The 24,911-nt window shown below is 33.8% G+C and carries 26 protein-coding genes; 10 read left to right on the plus strand and 16 right to left on the minus strand.

Features of this window, described 5'->3' with window-relative positions; translation table 11 throughout:
* Positions 1-319: 319 nt before the first annotated feature.
* A complete protein-coding gene (pyrH, locus tag ACUN0F_RS24750) occupies positions 320-1,063 on the plus strand; it encodes a UMP kinase (protein ID WP_048543321.1) in 744 nt (247 codons plus the stop codon).
* Positions 1,064-1,115: 52 nt separating this feature from the next.
* On the opposite strand, the gene cls is transcribed toward pyrH, so the two are convergent.
* From cls to ACUN0F_RS24780, 6 genes are all read right to left on the minus strand, one after another.
* Positions 1,116-2,327, minus strand: coding sequence for a cardiolipin synthase (gene cls, locus ACUN0F_RS24755; protein ID WP_046955105.1), 1,212 nt, complete (start codon positions 2,325-2,327; stop codon positions 1,116-1,118).
* 110 nt (positions 2,328-2,437) lie between these two features.
* Positions 2,438-3,583, minus strand: coding sequence for an ABC transporter permease (locus ACUN0F_RS24760; protein ID WP_445540370.1), 1,146 nt, complete (start codon positions 3,581-3,583; stop codon positions 2,438-2,440).
* A gap of 1 nt (position 3,584) precedes the next feature.
* Complete coding sequence (locus ACUN0F_RS24765) at positions 3,585-4,694, minus strand: ABC transporter permease (protein ID WP_445540371.1); 1,110 nt, start codon at positions 4,692-4,694, stop codon at positions 3,585-3,587.
* Positions 4,695-4,731: 37 nt separating this feature from the next.
* Positions 4,732-5,670 (minus strand): ABC transporter ATP-binding protein, encoded by a 939-nt coding sequence (locus ACUN0F_RS24770; RefSeq protein WP_046955107.1) that lies wholly within the window; start codon positions 5,668-5,670, stop codon positions 4,732-4,734.
* Between the two features lie 136 nt (positions 5,671-5,806).
* Positions 5,807-6,907, minus strand: coding sequence for a sensor histidine kinase (locus ACUN0F_RS24775; protein WP_046955108.1), 1,101 nt, complete (start codon positions 6,905-6,907; stop codon positions 5,807-5,809).
* A gap of 4 nt (positions 6,908-6,911) precedes the next feature.
* Positions 6,912-7,550, minus strand: coding sequence for a response regulator transcription factor (locus ACUN0F_RS24780; protein WP_002007365.1), 639 nt, complete (start codon positions 7,548-7,550; stop codon positions 6,912-6,914).
* A gap of 283 nt (positions 7,551-7,833) precedes the next feature.
* Here ACUN0F_RS24780 and ACUN0F_RS24785 point away from each other — a divergent pair, with 283 nt between their 5' ends.
* The 4 genes from ACUN0F_RS24785 to exsE are packed head-to-tail and all read left to right on the plus strand — an operon-like array spanning position 7,834 to position 10,772.
* Positions 7,834-8,316 carry an RNA polymerase sigma factor gene (locus ACUN0F_RS24785; protein ID WP_242015944.1) on the plus strand — a complete coding sequence of 161 codons (483 nt, stop codon included), beginning with the start codon at positions 7,834-7,836 and terminating at the stop codon, positions 8,314-8,316.
* Positions 8,313-8,756 carry a hypothetical protein gene (locus ACUN0F_RS24790; protein WP_264462587.1) on the plus strand — a complete coding sequence of 148 codons (444 nt, stop codon included), beginning with the start codon at positions 8,313-8,315 and terminating at the stop codon, positions 8,754-8,756. Before ACUN0F_RS24785 ends, ACUN0F_RS24790 begins: the two co-directional genes overlap by 4 nt.
* Positions 8,749-9,819 carry a hypothetical protein gene (locus ACUN0F_RS24795; RefSeq protein ID WP_087983115.1) on the plus strand — a complete coding sequence of 357 codons (1,071 nt, stop codon included), beginning with the start codon at positions 8,749-8,751 and terminating at the stop codon, positions 9,817-9,819. The genes ACUN0F_RS24790 and ACUN0F_RS24795 overlap by 8 nt, the downstream gene beginning before the upstream one ends.
* Positions 9,816-10,772, plus strand: coding sequence for an exosporium protein ExsE (gene exsE / locus ACUN0F_RS24800; RefSeq protein ID WP_087983118.1), 957 nt, complete (start codon positions 9,816-9,818; stop codon positions 10,770-10,772). Before ACUN0F_RS24795 ends, exsE begins: the two co-directional genes overlap by 4 nt.
* 29 nt (positions 10,773-10,801) lie before the next feature.
* On the opposite strand, the gene ACUN0F_RS24805 is transcribed toward exsE, so the two are convergent.
* Together ACUN0F_RS24805 and ACUN0F_RS24810 are read right to left on the minus strand one after the other, a co-directional pair.
* Positions 10,802-12,049, minus strand: a complete 1,248-nt coding sequence (locus ACUN0F_RS24805) for a DUF445 domain-containing protein (protein WP_046955111.1) — start codon at positions 12,047-12,049, stop codon at positions 10,802-10,804.
* A 159-nt stretch (positions 12,050-12,208) separates the two neighbouring features.
* Positions 12,209-13,549: a D-serine ammonia-lyase gene (locus ACUN0F_RS24810; RefSeq protein WP_445540372.1), complete on the minus strand. Its 1,341-nt coding sequence runs from the start codon at positions 13,547-13,549 to the stop codon at positions 12,209-12,211.
* A 150-nt stretch (positions 13,550-13,699) separates the two neighbouring features.
* Here ACUN0F_RS24810 and ACUN0F_RS24815 point away from each other — a divergent pair, with 150 nt between their 5' ends.
* Positions 13,700-14,245 (plus strand): helix-turn-helix domain-containing protein, encoded by a 546-nt coding sequence (locus tag ACUN0F_RS24815; RefSeq protein ID WP_000427657.1) that lies wholly within the window; start codon positions 13,700-13,702, stop codon positions 14,243-14,245.
* A gap of 165 nt (positions 14,246-14,410) precedes the next feature.
* A complete protein-coding gene (locus ACUN0F_RS24820) occupies positions 14,411-15,697 on the plus strand; it encodes an acyl-CoA thioesterase/bile acid-CoA:amino acid N-acyltransferase family protein (protein ID WP_445540373.1) in 1,287 nt (428 codons plus the stop codon).
* A gap of 43 nt (positions 15,698-15,740) precedes the next feature.
* On the opposite strand, the gene ACUN0F_RS24825 is transcribed toward ACUN0F_RS24820, so the two are convergent.
* From ACUN0F_RS24825 to ACUN0F_RS24850, 6 genes are all read right to left on the minus strand, one after another.
* Complete coding sequence (locus tag ACUN0F_RS24825) at positions 15,741-16,421, minus strand: prolipoprotein diacylglyceryl transferase family protein (RefSeq protein ID WP_445540846.1); 681 nt, start codon at positions 16,419-16,421, stop codon at positions 15,741-15,743.
* A gap of 18 nt (positions 16,422-16,439) precedes the next feature.
* Positions 16,440-16,994 (minus strand): TlpA family protein disulfide reductase, encoded by a 555-nt coding sequence (locus ACUN0F_RS24830; protein ID WP_000733168.1) that lies wholly within the window; start codon positions 16,992-16,994, stop codon positions 16,440-16,442.
* Positions 16,995-17,012: 18 nt separating this feature from the next.
* Positions 17,013-17,726 carry a cytochrome c-type biogenesis protein CcdA gene (ccdA, locus tag ACUN0F_RS24835; protein WP_000990452.1) on the minus strand — a complete coding sequence of 238 codons (714 nt, stop codon included), beginning with the start codon at positions 17,724-17,726 and terminating at the stop codon, positions 17,013-17,015.
* Between the two features lie 54 nt (positions 17,727-17,780).
* Positions 17,781-18,593 (minus strand): M56 family metallopeptidase, encoded by an 813-nt coding sequence (locus ACUN0F_RS24840; protein WP_264462592.1) that lies wholly within the window; start codon positions 18,591-18,593, stop codon positions 17,781-17,783.
* A gap of 1 nt (position 18,594) precedes the next feature.
* Positions 18,595-19,011: a BlaI/MecI/CopY family transcriptional regulator gene (locus ACUN0F_RS24845; protein ID WP_000495069.1), complete on the minus strand. Its 417-nt coding sequence runs from the start codon at positions 19,009-19,011 to the stop codon at positions 18,595-18,597.
* A 107-nt stretch (positions 19,012-19,118) separates the two neighbouring features.
* Positions 19,119-19,517, minus strand: coding sequence for a DUF3942 family protein (locus tag ACUN0F_RS24850; protein ID WP_002108594.1), 399 nt, complete (start codon positions 19,515-19,517; stop codon positions 19,119-19,121).
* A 488-nt stretch (positions 19,518-20,005) separates the two neighbouring features.
* Between ACUN0F_RS24850 and ACUN0F_RS24855 the strand changes: the two genes are divergently transcribed.
* Positions 20,006-20,704 (plus strand): peptidase E, encoded by a 699-nt coding sequence (locus ACUN0F_RS24855; protein WP_445540374.1) that lies wholly within the window; start codon positions 20,006-20,008, stop codon positions 20,702-20,704.
* A gap of 56 nt (positions 20,705-20,760) precedes the next feature.
* On the opposite strand, the gene ACUN0F_RS24860 is transcribed toward ACUN0F_RS24855, so the two are convergent.
* Complete coding sequence (locus ACUN0F_RS24860; protein ID WP_000804151.1) at positions 20,761-22,170, minus strand: MATE family efflux transporter; 1,410 nt, start codon at positions 22,168-22,170, stop codon at positions 20,761-20,763.
* A 99-nt stretch (positions 22,171-22,269) separates the two neighbouring features.
* On the minus strand, positions 22,270-23,034 hold the full coding sequence (locus ACUN0F_RS24865) for a DUF2087 domain-containing protein (protein WP_001280299.1): 765 nt from the start codon (positions 23,032-23,034) through the stop codon (positions 22,270-22,272).
* 224 nt (positions 23,035-23,258) lie between these two features.
* Here ACUN0F_RS24865 and ACUN0F_RS24870 point away from each other — a divergent pair, with 224 nt between their 5' ends.
* Positions 23,259-24,044, plus strand: a complete 786-nt coding sequence (locus tag ACUN0F_RS24870; RefSeq protein WP_046959027.1) for an MBL fold metallo-hydrolase — start codon at positions 23,259-23,261, stop codon at positions 24,042-24,044.
* 362 nt (positions 24,045-24,406) lie between these two features.
* Positions 24,407-24,829 carry a PH domain-containing protein gene (locus ACUN0F_RS24875; protein WP_445540375.1) on the plus strand — a complete coding sequence of 141 codons (423 nt, stop codon included), beginning with the start codon at positions 24,407-24,409 and terminating at the stop codon, positions 24,827-24,829.
* The last annotated feature ends 82 nt before the right edge of the window (positions 24,830-24,911 follow it).

Genomic DNA, 24,911 nt, shown 5'->3' on the forward strand with positions numbered 1-24,911 from the left:
ACATCTTATAAGCGAACCTACAAAATCATACAAAAACCTACAAGTTCGTCACAAAAAATTCGAAAATTTTTCTTTTCTTTTTCATTGACACCTTTTTATTAAAAAGAGATACAATATACTTGATAAGTAATCAGATTGTTTCGTATAATCAAAAAGATATACACTTACAATAAATCGAAATGAAAAGGAGTGGATGGTATGAAAAATTATGTACAAAAATTCGTCCTATCTTCTTCTTTTCTTTTTCATTTTCTTAAAAAGGAACAAAGGCATTTGCCTTTGTTCCTTTTTTATTGCGATCTATATAGGGGGAATTGTTATGAAGCCATATAAAAGAGTCTTAATTAAATTAAGCGGCGGCGCACTTGCTGATCAATCCGGAAATAGCTTTAACTCCAAAAGATTAGAACATATCGCAAACGAAATTATATCCATTATTGACTTAGGTATCGAAGTATCCATTGTCATCGGCGGCGGTAACATTTTCAGAGGTCATCTAGCTGAAGAATGGGGCATTGATCGAGTAGAAGCTGATAATATCGGTACGTTAGGTACAATCATTAACAGCTTAATGCTTCGCGGCGTCTTAACAAGTAAAACAAATAAAGAAGTACGCGTTATGACTTCCATCCCGTTTAATGCTGTAGCTGAACCATATATCCGCCTACGCGCAGTACATCATTTAGATAACGGTTATGTTGTCATTTTTGGCGGCGGTAACGGGCAGCCGTTCGTTACGACAGATTATCCAAGTGTTCAAAGAGCCATTGAAATGAATAGTGACGCAATATTAGTCGCAAAACAAGGAGTAGATGGCGTCTTTACTAGTGATCCAAAACATAATAAATCAGCAAAAATGTACAGAAAACTAAACTATAACGATGTTGTTAGGCAAAACATTCAAGTCATGGATCAAGCCGCTTTATTACTTGCCCGTGATTATAATTTACCAGCACATGTCTTTAACTTTGATGAGCCTGGTGTAATGAAAAGAATTTGCTTAGGGGAGCATGTGGGGACATTGATTAATGATGATGCTTCATTGCTTGTGCATGAAAACTAATTATTTCTCATTAAAAAAGGGTGTCTATAAAAGACACCCTTTTCCATTAACCTTATAAATAAAAGTCCACCAACCCTGCTAATTTCTCCTTACAACGCTCCCAAAACGATAACTTTTCAAAAAATTCTTTCGTCATCTCTTTCGAATCACGAAAATCTTCTGTTAACGCCTCATTCACTTCTGAAACGATAGTTCCACCATGAATATACAAATTCATCTCATCATTTATATAAAAGCTACGTGCAGTCATGTTCGTTGTACCGATAACAGTTAGTTCATTATCAATCAGCATTAACTTTCCATGAAACATTCCTTTTTTATAACCATATACTTTAATCCCATTATTAACAGCTTGACGAATATAAGGATACGCTGCCTCTTTAATGAGAGGAATATCTGGTTTATATGACCAAAGTATTTTCACTGTAACACCACGTTTTTGCGCTTCAATTAAAGCATTCATAAATTCTTTATTTTTCGCTATAAAATAAGGTGTTGTAATTACGATTGAATGCTTCGCTTGTTTTATTAATTCGATATATGTTTCAGCGACGTGATGTCCATTATAGCTAGCCATCGTATGTAATGTATTCCCTTTACTAGCTTTATTCGTACTTCTTTTTATATTTTCTTTCGTATCTCGTTTCCAATCTAAAGCGAATTGTTCTTCTAAATCTTTTGCTCCTTCTCCTTTAAGCCGCACATGATAGTCACGCCAATATCCAAAATGCTTATCTTTCCCTAAATACTCATCTCCTATATTAAAACCACCTGTATAGCCAATCTCCCCATCAATCGTCGTAATACGGCGGTGATTACGATGGTGAAGTGAATAAAATCCGAATGGCAATTCAGGTTTTCTACTATATGTAAAATGTACACCACTTTCCCGCAATTCATTTATCATCTTTCTTTCAAATGATAAATCATTAATGCGATCAACTGATAAATAGACGTTTACTCCTTCTTTTGCCTTCTCTTTTAATAAGTTTAAAAAAGTATGGCTACTTTTATCATCCGACAAAATAAAAAAGTACGTGTAAATAGATTGCTTCGCCTCTCTTATATCAGTAAATAACTGTTTATAAAATGACTTTCCTTCTACATATAATTGAAAATCACTATAATGAGGAGCGTACTCTGTCGGCATATTTTTCCCGACTTCCATTTTTCTTCCGAGCGTAACGTCAATATGCATCCAAATTAAAACAAAAACGAAAATAGTAATTACAATAGAAGTAACACGCAATATTTTTTTAATCATTTTGATTTCCTTCCGCTCATTTTCTTTCCACCCTTCTATTTTGTCATTCAAATTTAGATTTCATGCTTCATACAAAAAAGGATGCGATTTAACGTCACACCCTTTCTCCACTAAACAAAGTTCCTCGCATCATTATTTCTTCCAAACTTATAAATAGCAATTAAGAAGAATGCTACCGCAAAGGCAATTAAGATTAATATATTTAAATACAAATCTGAAATCGGAATTCCTTGTTGAAGTTTTGATACTGTGTCTAATAACCATCTCTGCGGAAGAAAATCAGCTACTTTTTGCACAGCTTTCGGCATAATGTCATATGGAAAATAACATCCAGCGAGTAAACATGTCGGTACAATGATCATATTTTGCATCGCATTTGCCGATGCTGAGTTTTTCGAAAAAGCGACCAGAACTAATGATATTCCAATCGCAATTAAAGCAAATAGCATGAGTACGCCAAGCATCACTATGAAAGGCATATTAATATTCGTATGAAAAATATTCGTTAGGAATAGGATTGTAATCAAAATTTGTACTGTTAGTATCATCATATTTACCCCGACATTAGATAATATGAATTTCTTCCCATCTATCGGCGTTGATAAGAGTCTAAAATACGTTCTATTTTCTTTTTCTTTTAAAATATAACCTGATAAGTTAGCTGCTGAAAACAGCATAAACATAATAAGGTAACCCATCGTTTGGTTTGTCATATCTTTATTTTTCGAAGTATCTTCTAGCGTCTCAGTTTTCATTTTAAATGAACTTTTTTGATAACCTGCGTACATAGTATCAAATGCACTTTGATCTGTTCCTGCCACTTTACTAATAGCTGCTACATTATCAGTATAGTTGTATATATATGATTTTATAAATCCTGTTACTTGGTCACCTTTAATCGATGAAATTTCAATATGACTCGGTTTCCCTTCTCGAACACTTTTTGAAAAACCAGAATCTAATGTAATAACACCATCAAGTTTTTTGGAAGTGAGTTTATCTTCTACTTCAGATTCTTTAATTTTACTTACCTTTACATGATTTAACCCTTCTAAAAATTTCACCGTATCATTTGCTATAAATTGATCTTCTTTATTTATAACCCCGATATTTAACGTCCCTTGCCCCACATTCCCATACATTGAGAAGGAGATTAGTGTTCCTATTATCGGCAAACTAATAATAATGAATAACCCTTTTTTATTTTTCAAAAGTACAGATAACGTTTTTTGTATGAGCCATAAAATATCTTTCATACTATAGCCCCTCCCGTCTACGTAATGCAATAATTGCAATTAATAAAAAGAGTGCCGAAATGCCAAGATTTAAACATATTACTGGCAGCGCTGCTCCTACATCATTTGCATAAATAATTTTCATAACAGCTGTGTTTGCCCACGTTAATGGTGATAAATTCGTAACGAAATTTTCTTCTATTACGAAATATGCACCACCAAAAATAGAGGCTAATTGCACAACTACAAGAATAATCGCTCTCGATGATTCAGCTGTTTTCGTAATATATCCAATCCCTAAACCGAAGCTAATTGCTAGAAAGATTTGTGTTAATAAAATAATAAATATGATTCCAAGATGTTCGCCCCAATTCGCTTGAAAGACAAATTTACTAAATAACATGACAAGTAATACGCAAAGAGCATTTGCTACTAGGCTACCAAGTACTTTTCCAATGAATATTTCAGCCTTACTTATAGGCGCAGCAATGAGGCGATCTCCTGTTTTACGTATTCGTTCTCCACGAATTAAAGAACTCGCTCCCATCGCAGCATATAGTGCAATCATCGTCGTCATTACAACCGCATAGTAATCCATAGAACCTGGCTTTTTCGCAGCTTGTAAAGATGTTTCTTTTATATAATCATTATGATTTCCGCTTGAAATAACCGCGCTCACCTTACTAGGATCAACTTTTGCAACTTCGGCCGCTACATTGTACTTATCAATAAATGTTGTAAGCATGCCTTCCACAATACTTCCCTCAATACTACTTTTGTCACTTCCGTAAAATTTCGCACCATCTTTATTTAATTCTACATAAGCAGCATATTTATTTTGCTTCACTTCTTCTTTCCCATCTATACTGCCTGAAGCTTTTTTAAAATGAATACCCGATTTATCGACTTCTTTCGTAAATGCTTCGAACGTTTGAGAAAATGTGCTACTCGCTTCATCTTTGTAGAGCACTTGTATATCTTTAATCGATTGACTATCGCTATCAAATGCATTCGTTAACGCTGTTCCTAACACAAGCATAAGTACAATCGGAAATGCTAACATAAAAACTAAAGTTCTTACGTCTCTGAAATCTCTTTTAATATGCATAACTGCAATATTGAAGATGTTCAATTGATGAACCTCCCTTTACCTTTTCTTCATTTACCTTTTATTTATCTCGTAAGTTTCTTCCAGTCAACGTAAGGAATACTGTTTCTAAGTTCGGGGCCTGCTCCTCTAACGAACGAATTTCAATGTCATGATTAATGAAATGCTGAATAATTTTATTTAAATTATTTACTCCTGCATCCGAGTTTACCTTGATTACGTTCTCTTCAATTTGAACAGCTTTCACACCGTTTATCTCTTTTAACTTTTCTACATCTAAATTTTCTACTGATTTTACTTCAATCCAAATGTCTTTCGTATCGGTAATAATCGCTTTTAACTGTTCTTTCGTTCCTTCTGCAATCACTTTACCGTGATCTACAATTGCTATTTTCGTACAAATCTCTTCTACTTCTTCCATGTAGTGGCTCGTGTAAATAATAGTACTCCCCATTTCATTTAAATTCCGAACAGACTGAAGGATATAGTTTCTTGACTGCGGATCAATTCCAACTGTCGGCTCATCCATAATAATTAACTTCGGTCTATGAGCAATCGCACAAGCAATGTTCAGTCTTCGTTTCATCCCGCCAGAAAAGTTTTTCGGGTAACTTTTATGCTTATCACTAAGCCCTACAAATTGAAGTGCTTCCTCTACTCTCGCTTTTAGCTCAGCTCCTCTTAACCCATACAGTCCAGCAAAGAATTTCACATTTTCATAGGCAGTTAACTCTTCATAAATCGCAATATCTTGTGGAACGATACCGATGTTCATTTTGGCAAACCGATTATGTTTCTTTATATTTTTTCCTAATATGCTAATTTCGCCTTCATTACTTCTTAACAACCCGGCAATCATATTTATCGTTGTACTCTTACCAGCACCATTTGACCCTAAAAAGCCAAATATTTCTCCTTCTTTAATAGATAAAGACATATTATCTACCGCGATGAAATCACCAAATTTTTTCGTTAAATTTTTTATTTCTAATGTATTCATCATTTCACCCCTATTTCGATTTCTCTGCTTTTAGTATAAACAAAAAAAATGAACCTGCTCAGTGCAGAAGTTCACTCTTTTCACATGAGAATATTCACTTTTTTCATATGAGATGATTCATCCTCATCACAATTTCTTATATCGGCAACAGCATCGTTACTGAAAAACCACTTCTTCCGTCTACGATAATTTTTCCGTTTACTGATGCTGTTCGCTCCTCCATTCCCATAATCCCGAGACCTTTCTTAACGAGAGCTGCACCTTTTCCGTTATCCTTCACTTGTACTTTCACCATCTTGTTAAGTACATGAATATCGATTGAAATGACTGTCGCATCAGCATATTTCATCGCGTTCGTTAGTGCCTCCGTAACATTTTCACCGATAATCTTCCACTGAATTGGAGAAATCATATCTAAATTCCCTTTATATACGAAAGGAATATTTATATCATGTTTACCGGCAAATTCCTCTATGAATAATTTCATACGATGAATACCAATTTGCTCAGTTGGCGGCTTCATATTTTTTAATGTAACCCGAATACTTTCAATTCCATCTTTCGATATATGAATTGCATTTTGTAATAACTCGGCAGATTTTTCTTTATCTATCCCCATTAATCTCTTGGCTGCTTCCATTTGAATTAGCGCCCCTGTCATCGAGTGACCAATTTTATCATGAATTTCTTGTGACAACCGATTTCTCTCTTCTAACTTAAATGTGTACTCCGATTGCTTTATGTACTCTTTATTTTCATTTAAGCTTTTCGTCAGCCGCTGCATATCTTTTCGCATCTTATCATTTTGTGATTCAAGCTTTAATACACGCGATATATACCGTTCTGCCATAGTTAATACAATGAAAGAAAATGCAACAATTAATCCATATGTCATTCGAATACTTTCATCTGTAAAGATAATAGGAATCAGCATAATGATAAAGAGCTGCCATTTCTTCTCTATATAACGAAATATAATTTCATATAAGTTCAATGGTAAAAATAAAATAAAAAACGGATGAACCTTCCATGTAAATAACATAACTATGCCAATTGAAACACTAGATAATATGTTTTTGTACGTATCTTTTTTAAATATAGAAATCAGCACATTTACAGAAAGATATAAAAGCAAAGTAAGTATAATCCATGGTAAGTTCGCGACATTTAAATAAATGTAGCTAAACACAATATATATAAAAACAATTAATTTACTTACAATTAACCAAAATTCCATATCTTTAATCTACTTTCCCTGTTAAATAATAAATCGCAATTTGTGTACGATGTTCAAGTCCAGTTTTCCCTAAAACTGATGTAATATAATTAGCAATCGTTCCTTCTGATATGAAAAGTTGCTTTGAAATTTCTTTATTCGAGAAACCTTTCGCAATTAATGCGATAATACTAAGTTCTCTTTCTGTAAAAAGACTTGTATCTATTTTACATTCGTCCTCTTTGCTTTCCATTAAATTGCTCTTAATTTTATCAAGCACTACATCTTGCATAACAGTTTGACCGTTATATACTCCTTTTATTGCATCACGAATACGCTCTGGATCATTATTTTTTAATAAATAACCTTTCGCCCCGTTCTTCACTGCGTCCAAAATATATTCATCATCATCGAACGTCGTTAAAATTAGTGATTTCGTTTCCGTTTCTGCACAAATAAATTTCGTTGCCTCTACCCCGTTCATATTTGGCATGCGGACATCTAAAAGAGCGATATCAACGTCGTTCTTTTTGCAATATTCCACCGCTTCTTTCCCATCATTCACAGTATCTACTACTTCGAACTCTTCATATGTATTTAAAATAATTTTCATGCCTTCTCTAATAAAAGAATTATCATCTGCTATTAATATTTTAATTTTCATGTTTGTTAGTGTGGACCTTCCCCTACTAACATTCACATCCTTTCTTCCCATAACATTTCCTACTTGCTCATTATATACTTCTCTTTACTATTTTTTCACACCTTTTTTCATATAGCTTCCTTCCTAAAAATATATTATTCTTTTTTTACAACATGTGTAGGGTGACCGATCATTTCTTACGTCTATATAATAGAATGCGTCAAAAAGGAGGGAGAGACCCATTGAGGAAAAACAATTAATTGAAAAAGCACAGCAAGGAAGCGAACACGCTTTTCGTATCCTTGTGCAAACATATCGTCATTATATTTTTCAAGTTATCTTTTCTATTTTAAGACATGAAGAAGATACGAAAGATGTTACACAAGAAGTATTCGTAAAAATTCACGCCTCTCTCCCTAATTATCAATTTCGCGGATTAAAAACTTGGATGGCGCGTATTGCCACCAATCACGCTATTGATTATAAGAGGAAAAAAGCTAGAGAAAATGAAGAACTCTCCTTATGTAAAGAAACTGAGGAAAATATAAAATCCTCTCATAACGTTGAGGATTTATTATTGACGAAAGAGCAAAAATTACTCATTGCTCAAAAACTGAGAGAACTTCCCGAGAATTACCGTGACATCGTTCTCTCACATTACTTAGAAGAAAAAAGCTATCAAGAAATTGCTTTGCAGGAAAACATCGAAGTGAAAACAGTCGAAATGAAACTGTACCGGGCAAGGAAATGGATTAAAAAACATTGGAAGGAGGAAGAGTTTCTATGATGCATTATTCAAAAGAAGATTGGCGCAATTATACTTTAGATTTTATAGAAAGCAATGAGCGTGAATCTATGGAAGAACACCTTTATGAATGTGATCATTGTTTAGCACTTTATATGGAAAGTATCGATGAACAACAGGAAAACCTTCCAATGATAAATGATGATTCATTTACGAACGAAGTTATGACGCAAATAAATTTTGAAACGCTACAGCCTAATGAAAATGTAAAATCAAACTCACTGAAGCGCACGATTATTCATTACATAATTGCGACTGCGGCTACAATTATTTTTATGGTAAGTGGTTTATTCCAGTATATTTTCACAGCTACATCAAATTTCGAGAAATCTTCAAAACATAACGAGTCTTCTATCTCACAACAAATTGTAAACAAATCGGTAGACACATCAAAAAAGGACGGAGGTTCAAAGCATGAATAAAAATCCCTTTTTAGCACTTGTATTAGGGCTAATTCCTGGGCTTGGACATTTATATTTAAAGAAGTTTGGACGGTTTATTTTATATAGCGGAGGGGCTTTATTACTATTTTCTTTTGCAGTTTTTTGCGTAGTAGAATTAATAGCGCGTGAGTTGGCTTTTATCTCTCTATTTTTACTAGTCGTGTTATGGGTGGTCAATTTACTAGATTTAGTTATCACTATTATTAACCAATCAAAAAAACAAGCAGCCGGAGAATTAACAGATTCCTCTAAAGAAAGCGAACGATTTTATATCATTCTCCTATCCATCATACCTGGACTTGGTCATTTCCAATTAGGGCTTATGCAACGTGGACTTACATTTTTAGTAGCTTGCACAGGGATCGGAAGTATGATTATTTTCGTTGCACTTTTAACATCACAAGAAAGTTTCCTTATCTTCCTTATAACATTACCTGTTTTATGGATTTACAATTTCTTCGATGTTGTTCAGCAACTCCAGAAAAAAGAACGTGGCGAGCAACTAGATGACCGTACTATTTTCGAAGAGTTTGAAGAGCATCGTGAACAAGGAAAGAAGAATAAAACATTCGCTTCTATTTTAGCGATGTTCCCTGGAGCGGGACATATGTATTTAGGCTTACAACGCCGCGGTCTTCAGCTTATGGCAGCCTTTTTACTTTCCATCTATTTACTCGACTTATTAAGACTTTCAGCGTTTTTATTTTTAGTACCAATCATTTGGTTCTATAGCTTCTTTGACGCTTTACAGCAAACTGCAAAGTATGGAAAAGAACGTGTACATGACGAACCTATCATTGATTATTTTATCAATCATCAAAGATGGATCGGTATTGGGTTAATTACACTCGGTGGTTATTATTTATTAGATCAAACACTCCTTCCTATTTTGAATGATTACTTTGCCACTATATTTAACATTCATCTTAGCGAGCTATATTATCGCTATTTCCAAACATCTATCGTTGCACTCCTCTTAATTGGTGGCGGCTTTAAATTGTTACTTGGAAATAAAGAAAACAAAGGTGGTACAAAAGAATGAGAACATGGCGCGTTGGAACATTTTCAATGGGGCTTTCTATTATTTCATTAGGTTGCTTCTTACTATTTTCAGTTGTAAAAGGTACTGAGGTATTAGATTCCTTAACAGCATGGTGGCCTGTTTTACTTATTATTCTTGGCGTGGAAATTTTACTATACCTTCTATTTTCTAAAAAGGAACAATCCTTTATTAAATATGATATTTTTAGTATTTTCTTTATCGGCATTTTAGGAAGCGTTGGAATTGCTTTTTACTGTTTATTATCAACTGGATTACTAGATGAAGTTCGTCATTCTATTCATACCACTCGCCAAACGAGTAATATTCCAAGTGGACAAATTGATATACCTGAATCTATCAAAAAAATTGTAGTGGATGCAGGACAGCACCCTCTAACAATAGAGGGAAATGATACAAATCAAATTCACCTTCTTGGAACATATGAAATGACGACGAAAACTAATGAAAAACTTAATTTAAAACAAGAAGATTTCCTTTCGGTTCAAACAGCTGGGGAAACGATGTATATTACTTTAAAATCATTACCCGTTCAACATACGTTATGGAATTCAGCACCACAAGTCAAACCGACACTCGTTCTTCCGCAAAATAAAAATGTAGAAGTTCGTGCTTCAAATAACGAACTATCCCTTTATCCTGGTCAATTACAAAATAATTGGTTTGTACAAGAAAGTTCACATGTATCTGTTCATTTAGCAAAAGAAAGCGATGTATCTTTAATCGCCATAACAAACAAAAAAGAATCCCACGGAAACACACCTTGGGAACAAGTTGAAGATTTAACGAAAAAAGAAGAGAATACTTCAGAAGAAAATAAAGAATTCAACGAACAAGAACATTGGTATAAAAATTCAATTAAAACAGGCAATGGGACGTACAAGTTAAATATTGAAAAAGCTTATAATATCAATATGAGTATTATTGAAAAATAAAAACCTTCCACAATTGTGGAAGGTTTTTCTCATATAATCGCTTTAATTCCTTCTAACACTAATCCAATCATAAATCCGCAAACCGCCCCGTTCACTCGGATCCACTGTAAATCTTTACCGACGTTATTTTCAATCATTTCAATTAACGTTTTATCATCTAACTTATCAAGGTTTTCTTGTACAAGTTTTCCGATTTTCGAATGATTCTTTTCCACAAGTGTGACAACTTGTTTTTGTAACCAACCTTCTATTTTTTGAACAGTCTGTTCGTCTTCTTTTATTTTATTCATTTGTGTTTGTAAAAATGGAATAACATATTTATCCGTAAATTCTTCATTTTTCACAAAAGTAATTGCCTTTTGTTGCACTTGCTCCAGCATCTCTTTAATTTTGTCAGTAGCATTCCAATTGGCAATCCATTTTTCTTTCCAATTTTCTAATTCTTGTAGTAACGCTTCATTTTCTTTTACATTTATAATTTCTTGGCGAATTTTCGCTAATATAAGTTGTCTTGTGCTATTATCTGCATCTTGTAAGCTGTTAATATTACTAATAATAAACTTCTGCAAAATGCCGCCAATTTTATCTTCATCTACAATATTCATAAACGATTTCAAAGTAAACTGTAAGAATCCATCTACTTTTATGTTTTCCATCGCCTTCATACCTAAGCTTCCGAGCTGGTAACGTGCTTCATCTTGCGCTGTCCAATCTTTCACTTTTACTAATATGTAATCCAGTGTCTTTTCATCATATTCTTGCACAACTAATTGATCAACAAGCACCTGTAAAATGTTACTTGTATTAATTGTATGCAAATACATTTTTAATTCTTTTTCAATAATAACAGCTAATTTTTCTGTATCTATTGAAACAATCGCTTTCTCAGCAATCGTTACAATCCCCTTTTTCACAGCGTCAGACTGCATTTCTCTCTCAGCAATTTGCAACACCATTTGTGCTAGCTGCATTTCTTTTACTTTATTCGTAATACTTTCTTTCGTTAGCCACTCATTTTCTAACGTATGAATGAGCCCTTTCGTTACTCGTTTTCGATTTTTAGGTAATAACGCTGTATGAGGAATTGGAATTCCCATCGGATGACGGAATAAAGCTGTAACTGCGAACCAATCCGCAAGTCCACCAACTAATCCAGCTTCAAATCCCCCTTGAATAATCTCCCCTGCTACCGTTCCTTGAAAAGGGATAGAAGCGGCAAAGCCTACTCCCATAACCCCAAGCGAAATACCCGCTATATATTTAGTCTGTAATGACATCGTATACACATCCTCTTATTATGTAAAATAAAGCTATTTTGTTATGTTTATTTCATATTCGTTCTTTATATCTATACTATAATGAACTAATGCGAAAATAACAAAGAATTTATAATAATACATTTGTTATATAAATAAAAAATGAGGCTACAACTAGCCTCATTTTTGTTTTAACATTAATGCCTCACCTGTTTTATAATAGCCATTCATTACATCTTCCGGAACCATACTACCACCCGTTCCCCACACAATATGAGTAACATTTTTCATCTTCTCTGTTAACTGTTTCTTTTGTAAATACTCATCTTCTGTACATACTTTCACTGGTCCTATCATGCCCGCTAACGCAGAAGGCTCTAAATAAATATTTTCCGTATCAGCTAGTTCTTTTAACAATCTATACAACTCTTCATCACTTACTGTGTAATTTCCACTCAAAAATGGTTCCATCGTTTTACCGACAAATCCAGACGGTCTTCCTACCGCTAGTCCGTCCGCGTCTGTTACATTATCAATCCCTATATCTTGAACGGCAATTTTATCATGAAGTCCTGTCATTAAACCGAGTAACATACATGGAGAGTGCGTAGGCTCCGCAAAGAAACAGTGCACGTTGTCTTTATACAATAACTTTAAACCAAATGCGACTCCGCCAGGTCCGCCCCCTACTCCGCACGGAAGGTAAACGAATAAAGGGTGCTCTTCATCTACTACAATCTCTACCTCTTCTAATTGCTTTTGTAAACGCGATGCTGCTACTGCGTATCCTAAAAATAAATCATGTGAGTTTTCATCATCTACAAAATAACAGCTAGGATCTGCATCTGCTTGCTGACGCCCCTCTTCTACTGCTTTACTATAATCAGCTTCATATTCAATAACGTTTACACCTTTACTTCTTAATAAATCTTTTTTCCATTCTTTTGCGTCCGCTGACATATGAACAGTTACGTTAAAACCTAGTTTCGCACTCATAATCCCAATGCTTAGCCCTAAATTACCGGTAGAACCTACCGCAATTGAGTATTTTGCAAAAAACTCTCTACAAGTATCACTGTCTAAAATGGAATAATTATCTTCTTCTATTAACATCCCATGCTGCAAAGCTAATTGTTCAGCATGTTTCAGCACTTCATAAATCCCGCCCCTAGCTTTAATTGATCCTGATATTGGAAGCTGACTATCACACTTTAATAGCAATTCTCCTAATATAGGTTGCCCGTAATTTTTCTCTAAAGACCTTTTCATAGAAGGTATCTTCACTAAAGGTGATTCTATAATACCGCCTGTTTCTTTCGTTTCAGGAAAAACTTTCGCAATATATGGTGCAAAACGCTTTAATCTCTCTTCCGCATCTTTTACATTCTCTTCATTCAGTGGTGAATCTATTATTGCCGTTTCATATTTTTCCATGTTCGGATTCATCCAAAACACTTCTTCTGTTGCGATTAATTTATTTATTAGTGGATATTGCTCTTTTAATTTCTCTATTTCCTTCATTTCTCTTCCTCCTCATAACCTTGTAGCTTACGATTCAATAAATTATAATTAAATTAATTTTAATATAGTTTAACATAAATTATTCACTTTAGTTAATTTCAATTTAATTTATTTAAATATAATTTAATAATTAGTAAGGAGATTTTCATTATGGAAAATATAGATATTGGTAAAAAGATTGAAAAACAAAGAAAAGAAAAAGGTTTAACGAGTAAAGAACTAGCAACGATGGCAGGTATAACACCATCTATGTTAAGTCAAATTGAGCGTGGGTCTGCTAACCCTTCTATTCAAACATTAAAAGTACTCGCTAAAGCTCTTGATGTTCCAACATTTAGCTTTTTACTGGAAGATACAAATACAGACGATTTAATTGTACGTTCTCATAAACGAAAAAAAATGATTATCGATAATTTATCATATGAATTGCTTTCACCTGATTTCACAGGAAATTTAGCAACAGCAATTATGACTGTTCCACCGAATACAGCTTCATCAGAAAATGTACTAGAACATAAAGGTGAAGAGTTAGCATACGTATTAGACGGGAAAATCACATTACATTTAAATGAAGAAGAATACATATTAGAAACGGGTGATAGCGTAAAAATACCCGCTTATTTAAAACATAAATGGGTAAATCAATTCGAGAAAAATGCCATTGTTTTATTTTCTGTTACTCCGCCGATTTTTTAATACATTTAAGAAAAACAGGATAATCCTTGTTAAACATGGATTATCCTTCTTATTTAATAAGAAAGAAACTCCTCCTCATATTAATAAAATTCTATTTACAGTAGAGGTCTATTTTGTTATTCGTAGAAAACTTGTTATATATAATTTAAATTGAGGTGTTATGAAATGAACATTCACAAAAAAACGAAGCCCCGCATTCATGTTAGTTCGTTATTCTCATTAATTGATTCTCCCATTCAAATTTATATAACTGGATTAGAACCTTTACAAGAAGTAACAATAAGAGCCTCCAGAATTGCCGAGGGAATAAATGATATATATTTAGAATCAAATGCCACCTTTATTGCATCTAAAAATGGGAATGTAAACCTTACCGAACAAGCACCTATTACTGGCTCTTATACAGGGATTGATGGAATGGGATTATTTTGGTCCTTAGACATTATTAAAATAAACGAACATTACGATTCTACTCGAAATTATAAGAACCCATTGTCGCCTCAAAACTTAACTTTATCACTTGAAATTAATGGATCTACTATCGATGAAATCAACATCTCAAGATTATGGAAATCCAAACAAATCGTTCGGTATCCAATTAGAGAAAATGGATTGATTGCCACCTTTTTCTACAACGAAAACAAAAAAGCGAATCCAGGAATTATTGTACTCGGCGGTTCGGAGGGTGGATTAAATGAATACCTTGCCGCTTTACTTGCATCACATAATTTTTCAGTACTCGCCCTCGCTTATTTCGGAATCGATAATCTACCAAAACAACTTGTAGAAATCCCCCTTGAATATATAAAAACAGCCATTGAGTGGATGAAACAACGAGAAGAAGTCACCAAAAATTGGTTAGGTATACATGGTACTTCTCGAGGAAGTGAACTAGCCCTTTTATCAGCATGCTTTTTCCAAGAAATAAACGCTGTCACCTCTCTAAATGGTTCAGCTATTGCATTAAGTGGTATTGTACCGTGGTCCGATGCTACAACATTACCTCCTGCTTGGACATATAAAGGGAAAGTATTACCGTATGCGTCTCCAATAAACCCCATCTCCGTCGCACTCGAATGTCGTAAAATGTTTGAAGAACATAGGGGAATGCCATATAGAAAGTGGTATAACGCTTTAACTTCAGATTCTAAAGTTGTTGAAAATGCTACTATACCAGTTGAAAAAATTAATGGAGATGTATTGCTAATTGCTGGTGAAGAAGATGAAGCTGATATTGTAAGATTATCAAAAAAGGCAATTAATAGATTGGATACATTTCATTCCCCTCATTTTTATAAACAACTCGTATATAAAGGGGCTGGACATTCTATCGGCATCCCTTATTTAAGGGTAAATTATAACCAGGGGAGCAAAAAAGATAATGCTTTCGCGAGTATTGATTCTTGGAAGAAAACCATTCGTTTTTTTCAGAAAAGCGCACAATCCCAATGATAAAAAGGTATGCGTGTATGAAAATCTCATACACGCATACCTCTTATTTTTTCGGCACCAACAAAATCCCTAAACTAATAAAAAAGAAGCTCATTATTTGCTGTATTGATAAACCAAATAAAACCGAATTTTGTTCACTAATAAGCGAAATAATAATATGAGCAACTCCCTCAACTATTAGAAAAACACTTATGTTCTTTCCATTTCCCATCCTTTCATTTTTCATCCATAACAAGCCGATTATACAAAGGGCAAGGATGATCTCGTATGCGAAAATGGGATGATATAAAAATTTAGATTCATATATTTTCATTCCCCAAGGCAATGTCGTTTGTACACCTATTTTGTGGTGGAATAGAAAATAAAAAATAATACTCATACATAGCCCAATAGGCAATGCATCGAGTAAAATACGAAGCGAAAATTGCTCCTTTTTACTTTTCCAAACAATGTATGCACTCGCAATTACACATCCTGCTATAATATACTTCATACTTCCTATAGCTAATAATGCTTGCAATGGCGATCCAAAAGCCCATACTGGATTTAAAATTGCCGGTGCAAATTTCCATACAAATACGATGATTAGAAAAGCATTGGTTACTGCATCCATCATTTTTTCATATGGTACACTTTCGTTCTTCATCTTTCGTTTCATCAACATAAATCCAAATAAACTTCCAATTATAAGAGATACGGGTTGTAACTTCACGATCCACTCCATCACTATGAAATCCCCTCTTTAACTCTCAATTAATTTCTTAAATTTCTCTTCTAATTGATCTGGAGGTAATACGCCTCGTACTTGCTCTACGATAATTCCATCTTTATTAACAAAAAATGTCGTTGGTAAAGAAAATACTTTATAATCTAATCCAGCTACTCCGTCCATATCTAATAAAACAGGAAACTTAAATCCGTGACGATCTGCAAATGCGCTCGCTTCTTGTACTGGATCTCCAATTGTCGCATTTACCGCAAAAATTTCAACATCCTTTTTATATTTATCATACATACGAACTAAGTCAGGTGCCTCCATTTCACATGGGCCACACCATGATGCCCAAAAATTAATAAGGTACGGTTTTCCTTTTGCATCATTTAACGAATGCAGCTTTCCGTCTAATCCTTTTAATGTTATGTTTGGTGCTTTAAATCCTACTTGTGGTAATACTTCTGTTTCTTGTAACTCCGCTTGTTTTGCTTTTCTTTCTTTTTCTTCTTTCTTTGTATTATAAAAGTTAACTCCGGCCCAAATTAATGCCCCGGCCAGTATAATAGCAATTAGTTTCTTCACTTTTCTTCCTCCTCATTTTTAAAAACCTGTAAATCCACCGAATAGACGAATAAAGAATGCTGTAATTTTCGTCATTTGATTTGTATACAATAAAATACCTGTTACAATCATCATTCCACCGCCAATTTTCATCATGACATTGGCATATGTAACAATCCATTTGATCTTCCCAATAAAGAATGCCATCACGAAAAATGGAACCGCAAACCCAAGAGTATACGCTGTAATATAAAGAAGTGCCCCTTCAGGATTCGTCGCACCAAGCATGAGTACAGCTGAAAATATCGGTCCAACACATGGCGTCCAACCCGCTGCATATGTCATACCGACTAAAATTGAGCGAATATATCCAGTCGATTTACTTCTATACTGCACCTTTTTCTCTGCCATAAGCCACTTAGGCTGAAACAAGCCCGTCATAAATAGCCCCATTAAAACAATAAAAATCCCACCAATTTGTTGAATCAATTTTTGGTTAGATGAAAATGTTATTCCAATCCAGCTTACCGATAAACCTAACGCATAAAATATAACCGAAAATCCGATCATAAAAAATATGGTATGTATAATCGCTGATTTTTGCATAATCCCACGATTTTCTTTTAAATCTTGAATAGAAACACCTGTAATATAAGATAAATAAGATGGATATAGCGGTAAAGAGCACGGTGATATAAATGACAATACTCCCGCCCCTACTACAAGCCAAATTGTTAAATCTGCTGCATTCATTTTATTCCCCCTAAAACACTACAACAAGTAGTGCTGATTCTTAAAAAAAAGAGGCTATACGCACTCTCCGATAATAAGTACAACCGACATACAGAATAAACCTGCTGTTACATATACCGAATTCGTATGTAACGGAATAGTAAGCTTAACAACCTTTTCATTTAACACTTGCTCGATTCGTAAATTTATTGCTGTTTTTGCAAATGAAGCTGTAACACATCGATTTTCCATTGTCTTTATTTTAATTAATTTTAATAACGCGCTACCTAACTCAAATGAAGATTCCATTTTTTGCATCGCATATTTATCAGCAGCTAGCTCCTGATACGTGTGATACCGCTGTAACAACCCTTTTAATATCGGGATGTACATCATTCCTTCTGCTAATAGCGTAAAACAAAATAATTTTAACGGATCACGATTAGTTTGATGATATTCTTCATGGAAAATAATTGCATCCATTTCTTCATTTGAAAATGTTTGAAGCATCCCTTCTGACATGACAACTTTCGGACGAAATAGCCCAATTGTAAATGCCGCAACTTCCGTAGTCGGCAATATATATATTTGTTTTCCTTTTCGGATGAAAGGGATAAGTACTTTTTGTAATTTTTTACTATAGAAAAATTGTCGCCAAATTCTTTTGCAAACTATGAGTACTGTAAGTAATAGTAATCCAGCAATTATAATACGAATGAGCGATAATTCCTTCATATGTTGTTCTAATTGAAACAAGCAAAAATTTGAAAGAAAGAACGCCTTATTTTGAAACAGAAATGGATATGTAACGTAATACACTAACATACTGAAAAAGAGGGTACTAACAATTACTGCTAACAATACGATTTTACGCATTTGCCATTTCATTTCATTGATCCTCTTTTTTTAACTGACTCAATTTGTCTTCTAATTTTTTTATTAAAGTCGGATCAGCCTGCTCTAACTCATCTAGCATATGATTTACAACTAAATCTCCAAATTCCCCCATCAATTCCTGTGTCATCTTCTTCGTTTGATTGGATAAGAATTCTTCTTTTGTTTGTACAGTACGATATATGCCACTTCTTTTCACAGTCTGTTTTTCTAAGTGGAATTTCTCTACTAACCTGTTCATAACTGTCATGACCGTATTAAAATTCACAGGTGATTCTTCACTTAATTTCTGCTGCACTTCTTTAATCGTAATACCCTCGGTGGACCAAACGATCTCCATAATTTTCGCTTCAAGTGGTCCAAAAAAGTGATTTAATCCTTGTTCATTTAACTTGTAGTTTTGAGTAAACATAATGTGGCTCCTTTCACACTACGAATTGTAGTATAAATTAAATGAAAGGTCAAACAAGAATGATATACACTAAAATTCACTACCTATAAATACGTAGGCCATTCCATTCATTTTAAACCTAATTTCTCTCCAAATGTCTCAAAGAGATACTGCTCTAATATTTGTACATTAAACTTCTCATTGCGCCCAAGTGCAAATAATTCCCGATCCTTTGCTACGATAGTATCTAAAGGAATAACGACATTATCCACTATTTTTGTAATTTCAATGATGTTACTTTTTACATTTACCTCTGTTTTAAATTCAACATTTTCTAATACGATATGTGAACGTCTTCCTGATGTAAAAAAAGTAAAATTAGGATTTTTAACAACGCCAATTTCAGCCTCTAACGCATATAAATAGTGAAAAATTATATCTCTATGTCCATCTTTTATTATTTTTTCATCCTTCTCATCATCTAAGTATTCTTTCACCTTCGCTGCAAACTCAAATCGAAAATCCACCTTTTTCACGCTCCCTCTTTGTATTTTTATATTAAATAAATATATTGAAATAATTTTACCATATTGTAATACAAGTTCCTATTAAAAGTAAAAAACGATTTGTGAAATCTCCATTATTTCCGATTCCTTTTTAAAATATAAACACTAATTCAATTTGAATTAATGCGTCGTTATATCCATTTAAACATATTGTTTCCATATTTTGAAACAATAGTATGAAGTATTATATATCGATAAAGTGAAACTTTAATCAATGGGGTTTTGTTCATCCCCACTGATTATTAGCCCTCACCAATCAGACTTTTACGGGCAGCCCGCAAATAGCGGGGTAAATTGTTTCAAATTCATTTTTCTATATAGTTCTCACTACCTTTACTATTCCGATATACTGAAACTATATTTTCTACTTATTCATTACATGAGAGAAGGAATGTTACTCTCTTCTATCGAATTTTTATATAACAAAAATGATTAGGTGGTGCTTTACTATGAAATTAGCTGTCATTGGTGGCGGTGATTTACAAGATTCAAATCACTCGCCTATTAATGAGCGACTTATAGAATTAACAAATAAACAGTATCCAAAAGTATTATTCATCCCTACAGCTAGTCATGATGATGAAAGCTATATAAAGCTATTTTTAGACACGTTCGAAAAACAATTACACTGTGAAGTACAAATTTTACGTGCTATAGCTGATACACCTTCTAAATATGAACTAGACGAAATGATTCAGTCTGCTGATTTAATTTATCTCGGTGGCGGGAACTATATTCAAATGGTTACAGAATGGAAAGAACTTAAACTCGATGAAAAATTACTATCGGCTCTCAAGCAAGGAACACTCATTGCGGGGTATAGCGCTGGTGCTATGTGTTGGTTCACATCTAGTATCCGATCAGATTATGAAGGTTCTGGTTATATAGAGTGTAACGGTTGGGGGATTGTTAACAAAAGGTTTTGTCCACATTATAATCAATTAAATAGAATGAACGCCTTCCATTCCTTTTTACAAAATCATCAAGGTAATATAGAAGGAATTGCACTAGAGGATAATTGCGCTTTATATATTACAGAAGAATCTTTTGAAATTATCGGTGAACCTGAAAAAGCGTGGGAGTTTTATATGAGTGATAACAAGCTCATTAGACAACATTTTGATATCACTTTAAAAAGCTATTTATAAACATACACTTACAAAAAATGTCCCTAAGTATAATAACTTAGGGACATTCGCATGATTTAACTCACTAGTCGTGTAATTCGTTTCTTCTGCCATGAAAGCTTATAATATGCATACTGTAATATTAAGCTGACAATAAATGCTGCTGGGTACCCAATCCATATCCCTTCTATGCCAAGACTTGTATGGTAAGAAAGGTAATACGCTACAGGTACTTCAACAAGCCAAATTGATACAACTCCGATAACAGTTGGCCATAATACTGTGCCACTCGCTCGCATTGTCGCACTAATAATTTGCGCATGCCCGAAAATTAAATAACTCCATAACGTAATCATAACTAGGCTATGAGCAATTTCAATTGTAGTTTGACTCGTTAAAAATAGCGATAGAATATCTCTTGAGAACAAGTAAATAAGGGATATTAGCACACCACCTATGACGTAGTTCATAATAATTCCGGCCTTCACAACTTTTTGCAATCGATCAAATCGATTCGCACCAATTGACTGCGCTGCAAAAATAGAAACTGTTATACCAAGGCTAACAGCTGGCATTTGTACATAACTTGCAACTTGGTTCACAACGCCATAAGCTGCTGTTGCATCTGAACCGTAACGATTTACAAACGCGATGACCGCAATTTCAGATAATGAAACTAATATCATATTAATACTCGCTGGAATACCGAGTCGTAGCAATAGCTTTAATAACTCCCCATCCATGCGAAGATATTTCCTTACCGTACTATCTAATTGTAGTGGGTGATTTTTCTTCTTTAAATACACTAGCATGACAATAAACGTAATCACTGTAGATATAACAGAAGCATAGGCTGCTCCATACACATCTAATTTCGGAGCTCCTAACCATCCAAAAATAAGAATTGGTAATAAGATCATATTTAGCGCTGTACTTACAATTAAAAAGTAAAATGGCGTTTTAGAATCTCCTGTACCTCTCATAAATGTTGTGTATGCAAAATATAAAAATAATACTGGCATCGATATAAATAAAATACGTGCATAATGAACACTTATATCAATAATATTTTCTGGCGTTCCCATTAGGCGCATAATATCCATCGCAAAAATACTACCTATTATCGCCAACACAACTCCAATAATAAAGGTAAATGTCAGTGTCGTACCAACGATAGCTTTTAAACGATCTTCGTTTTTAGCACCAAACGCCTGACCAATTAAAATAGAACTCCCTGAACCAATACCAATTACAAATGAAACGAGTAAGAAAAATAGTGGAAAGAATGCTGATATAGCCGCTAAATCATTAACGCCAAGCCATCTTCCTACTACTACCATACCGAATAATTGTCCAATCGATTGTAATACATTACTTAATAGTAACGGTACTAAAAACATGGACATCGATTTCCAAATCGGTTTACTCTCACTTTCTAACTTATGTGACTCCGCACCTTCTTTATTATTATCTGTAGGTGGTTTCAAATTTCATTTCTCCTTTTATTAAAAATCTGTTTTTCAACTTCTATTTCTTTGTATAGTTGTTATAATAATGTGTCTCTATTCATTTTCTTTTCCGCATTATTATAACTTTACCCAATATTGGCTTCCATCTGCTGTTCTATCTAAAAAACCATATTCGATTAAATATCTTCTTAAAGTTACAAAATCCGGGTATACACTTTCTATGACAGTATTTACTTCTTTTTCAGTGTACTTTTTATTACTATCAAACTTCGTCACTAAATGGCGTAATATAATTAATTTACGCTTTTGCTTTTTCGGAAATTTAGAAAGCGGCCCATCTAATCCTTCTGTAAAGTGTGCTTTTAATACTTCCTCATTTTCTTCTTCCGTAATATTGTAACGATCATCTACCATCGTTGCTGTTCTATGAATCGGTACAAATTTCGTTTGTACTTTTGATTTTTCTTCTGATAATTCCATTAACGCTAAAAACACTTTCGCTTGCTTCATTTTCTCTCGAAGTGTAAATCGATGATTACGAATGGTTGATGTACTTCCACCATCCATCTCTTTTACAATCTCTTTATCATTTAGCCCCATATGGAAAAACTGAACCATTTTCTTTTGCAAATCAGTTAAACCCGTATACTTCTTATCAAGATTTAATAAATACTCAAACATAGACGTATGTTCATTTTGCACATGCAATTGCACAAACTTCTCAGCTTCATACAAAACTTGATTATCTTGATAAATTACGCCCTTAATAAACGCCTCTCCACAAGCTAAACAAATATATTCCTCTGCTTCTGCTTCAAATACATACCCTTTCTTCAATTCTTCTACCGAAGCATCCCAAAACTTCTCTGAAATATCACTCATACTAAACACTCCTTCAAAACGTTTATTTTAAAGCCAAACAAATCATAATAACGTTTATTATCACTTCATCATCTTAACATAACACAAATAAACATTTCAACGTTCCGTTTACCCATTTTATAAACTTTTATAAAAAAATCTATTAAACAAACTAAAAAAGGATTTAAAATAAAGAAAAGCGAATGTATTTAATAAATGAATTACGATAGGATGTGAAACAAAACATGACCATTCTGCCCGACCCTTGGTTTACGGTTAAACAAATCGCTCGAAATACATATGCGATTAGTGAATATGGACATTGGGAAAAAGTGCATTCCTTCTTACTTGTGGGAGATACTACCGCACTCCTTATCGATACTGGACTAGGTATCGATAATCTGAAGCGTATAACTGACCAACTAACAAACTTACCAATTATTGTTGTCACAACACATGTCCATTGGGATCATATCGGTAGTCACGCACAATTTGAAGAAATCTATGTACATGCTTTAGAGGCGGATTGGCTCATTAATGGCATAAAAGGACTTCCTATTACTCAAATTAGGCACGACATCGCCCGTGATATTACTTTACCTACACCTAAAACATTTCAACCTGAAACATTCAAACCCTTTCAAGGAACACCAACAAAATTACTACAAGATGGAGATATGATTGATATCGGAAATAGGAAGATTCAAATTATACATACGCCAGGTCACTCACCAGGACATATTTGCCTATATGATTATGAATCTGCTTTTTTATTCACAGGAGATTTACTGTATGAAGGCACGATTTTTGCATTTTATCCAACGACAAACCCTGTAGATTTAGTTCAGTCTCTAAATAAAATTACAAACCTCTTTCCTATTAAACAAATTTTTGGTTCACATCATACCCTCGGCCTTTCACCTGTTATATTGAAAGAAGTGAAATATGCTATTCAATATTTAAATGATAAAGAGCTGATTAAACATGGGACTGGTATTCACACATTCCAAAACTTCAGCCTTCAATTTTAACTACAAAAAGGTGTTTTCGTATACGAAAACACCTTTTACTCATTATATATTCTATTTACAACCTCTACTAAAGCTTTACTTACCTGTACGAATGTATGCTTTCGGTTTCCATCCTCAATAAATTTATTAGCACAACTACCCACAATTATCATACAAATAATTATGACTAACGCTACCTTTCTATTCTTGTAAGTCACTTCATGCCACTCCACTATTACAAAACTTCTTTTGAATTTATCCCATCAAGAAATTTTACATGAATAATAAAACGTGTGAATATGCAATTATGCATATATATATACGTTTTATTACGATGTTGTGATTTAATTTAGTTAGAGTACACGTAAACCGAGGTGACTAACTTGAAATTCAAAGCGAAAAAGAATCCATTTCACGTCATTTTTATTACATTATTTATCTCTATTTTTCTCGTTTCGCTATTCTTCCAAAATGAAAATTCTATTTTTTTCACTCTCATGATGCTGTTAAATATCGTGAATCTTTCTTCATTCTATTTCTCTCACTACGACGTAACGGAATCATCTCTTGTCGTAAAACATGGTTTCATACTGCGTACTGAAATTCCATTTGAAGATATTCGCCATATTACATACTCTGGCAAAACACTTCGCTCAGAAAAGTGGACTAGGCAGCAATTAGAAATCCATTACAATTTATTTGATTCTGTGACAACTTTCGTACCACAAGAAGAAGAAAAGTTCATTTCACTCTTAAAAGAAAACTGTCCACAAATGAAAATATTGAACATGCCTGCTAACAAATAATATATTTTGGCACTTGTAGTAATACAAATGGAAGTCATAAAAATAAATATCAAAAAAGCCAAGATTCTAAAGAATCTCGGCT

The organism is Bacillus sp. 1A (assembly GCF_052682215.1).

What these genes read in the sequence shown, in the direction of transcription:
- pyrH (WP_048543321.1), top strand. Translation starts at nt 320, where the DNA reads ATGAAGCCATATAAAAGAGTCTTAATTAAATTAAGCGGCGGCGCACTT.
- cls (WP_046955105.1), bottom strand. Translation starts at nt 2,327, where the DNA reads ATGATTAAAAAAATATTGCGTGTTACTTCTATTGTAATTACTATTTTC.
- ACUN0F_RS24760 (WP_445540370.1), bottom strand. Translation starts at nt 3,583, where the DNA reads ATGAAAGATATTTTATGGCTCATACAAAAAACGTTATCTGTACTTTTG.
- ACUN0F_RS24770 (WP_046955107.1), bottom strand. Translation starts at nt 5,670, where the DNA reads ATGAATACATTAGAAATAAAAAATTTAACGAAAAAATTTGGTGATTTC.
- ACUN0F_RS24775 (WP_046955108.1), bottom strand. Translation starts at nt 6,907, where the DNA reads ATGGAATTTTGGTTAATTGTAAGTAAATTAATTGTTTTTATATATATT.
- ACUN0F_RS24780 (WP_002007365.1), bottom strand. Translation starts at nt 7,550, where the DNA reads ATGAAAATTAAAATATTAATAGCAGATGATAATTCTTTTATTAGAGAA.
- ACUN0F_RS24790 (WP_264462587.1), top strand. Translation starts at nt 8,313, where the DNA reads ATGATGCATTATTCAAAAGAAGATTGGCGCAATTATACTTTAGATTTT.
- ACUN0F_RS24795 (WP_087983115.1), top strand. Translation starts at nt 8,749, where the DNA reads ATGAATAAAAATCCCTTTTTAGCACTTGTATTAGGGCTAATTCCTGGG.
- exsE (WP_087983118.1), top strand. Translation starts at nt 9,816, where the DNA reads ATGAGAACATGGCGCGTTGGAACATTTTCAATGGGGCTTTCTATTATT.
- ACUN0F_RS24805 (WP_046955111.1), bottom strand. Translation starts at nt 12,049, where the DNA reads ATGTCATTACAGACTAAATATATAGCGGGTATTTCGCTTGGGGTTATG.
- ACUN0F_RS24810 (WP_445540372.1), bottom strand. Translation starts at nt 13,549, where the DNA reads ATGAAGGAAATAGAGAAATTAAAAGAGCAATATCCACTAATAAATAAA.
- ACUN0F_RS24815 (WP_000427657.1), top strand. Translation starts at nt 13,700, where the DNA reads ATGGAAAATATAGATATTGGTAAAAAGATTGAAAAACAAAGAAAAGAA.
- ACUN0F_RS24820 (WP_445540373.1), top strand. Translation starts at nt 14,411, where the DNA reads ATGAACATTCACAAAAAAACGAAGCCCCGCATTCATGTTAGTTCGTTA.
- ACUN0F_RS24825 (WP_445540846.1), bottom strand. Translation starts at nt 16,421, where the DNA reads ATGGAGTGGATCGTGAAGTTACAACCCGTATCTCTTATAATTGGAAGT.
- ccdA (WP_000990452.1), bottom strand. Translation starts at nt 17,726, where the DNA reads ATGAATGCAGCAGATTTAACAATTTGGCTTGTAGTAGGGGCGGGAGTA.
- ACUN0F_RS24840 (WP_264462592.1), bottom strand. Translation starts at nt 18,593, where the DNA reads ATGAAATGGCAAATGCGTAAAATCGTATTGTTAGCAGTAATTGTTAGT.
- ACUN0F_RS24845 (WP_000495069.1), bottom strand. Translation starts at nt 19,011, where the DNA reads ATGTTTACTCAAAACTACAAGTTAAATGAACAAGGATTAAATCACTTT.
- ACUN0F_RS24855 (WP_445540374.1), top strand. Translation starts at nt 20,006, where the DNA reads ATGAAATTAGCTGTCATTGGTGGCGGTGATTTACAAGATTCAAATCAC.
- ACUN0F_RS24865 (WP_001280299.1), bottom strand. Translation starts at nt 23,034, where the DNA reads ATGAGTGATATTTCAGAGAAGTTTTGGGATGCTTCGGTAGAAGAATTG.
- ACUN0F_RS24870 (WP_046959027.1), top strand. Translation starts at nt 23,259, where the DNA reads ATGACCATTCTGCCCGACCCTTGGTTTACGGTTAAACAAATCGCTCGA.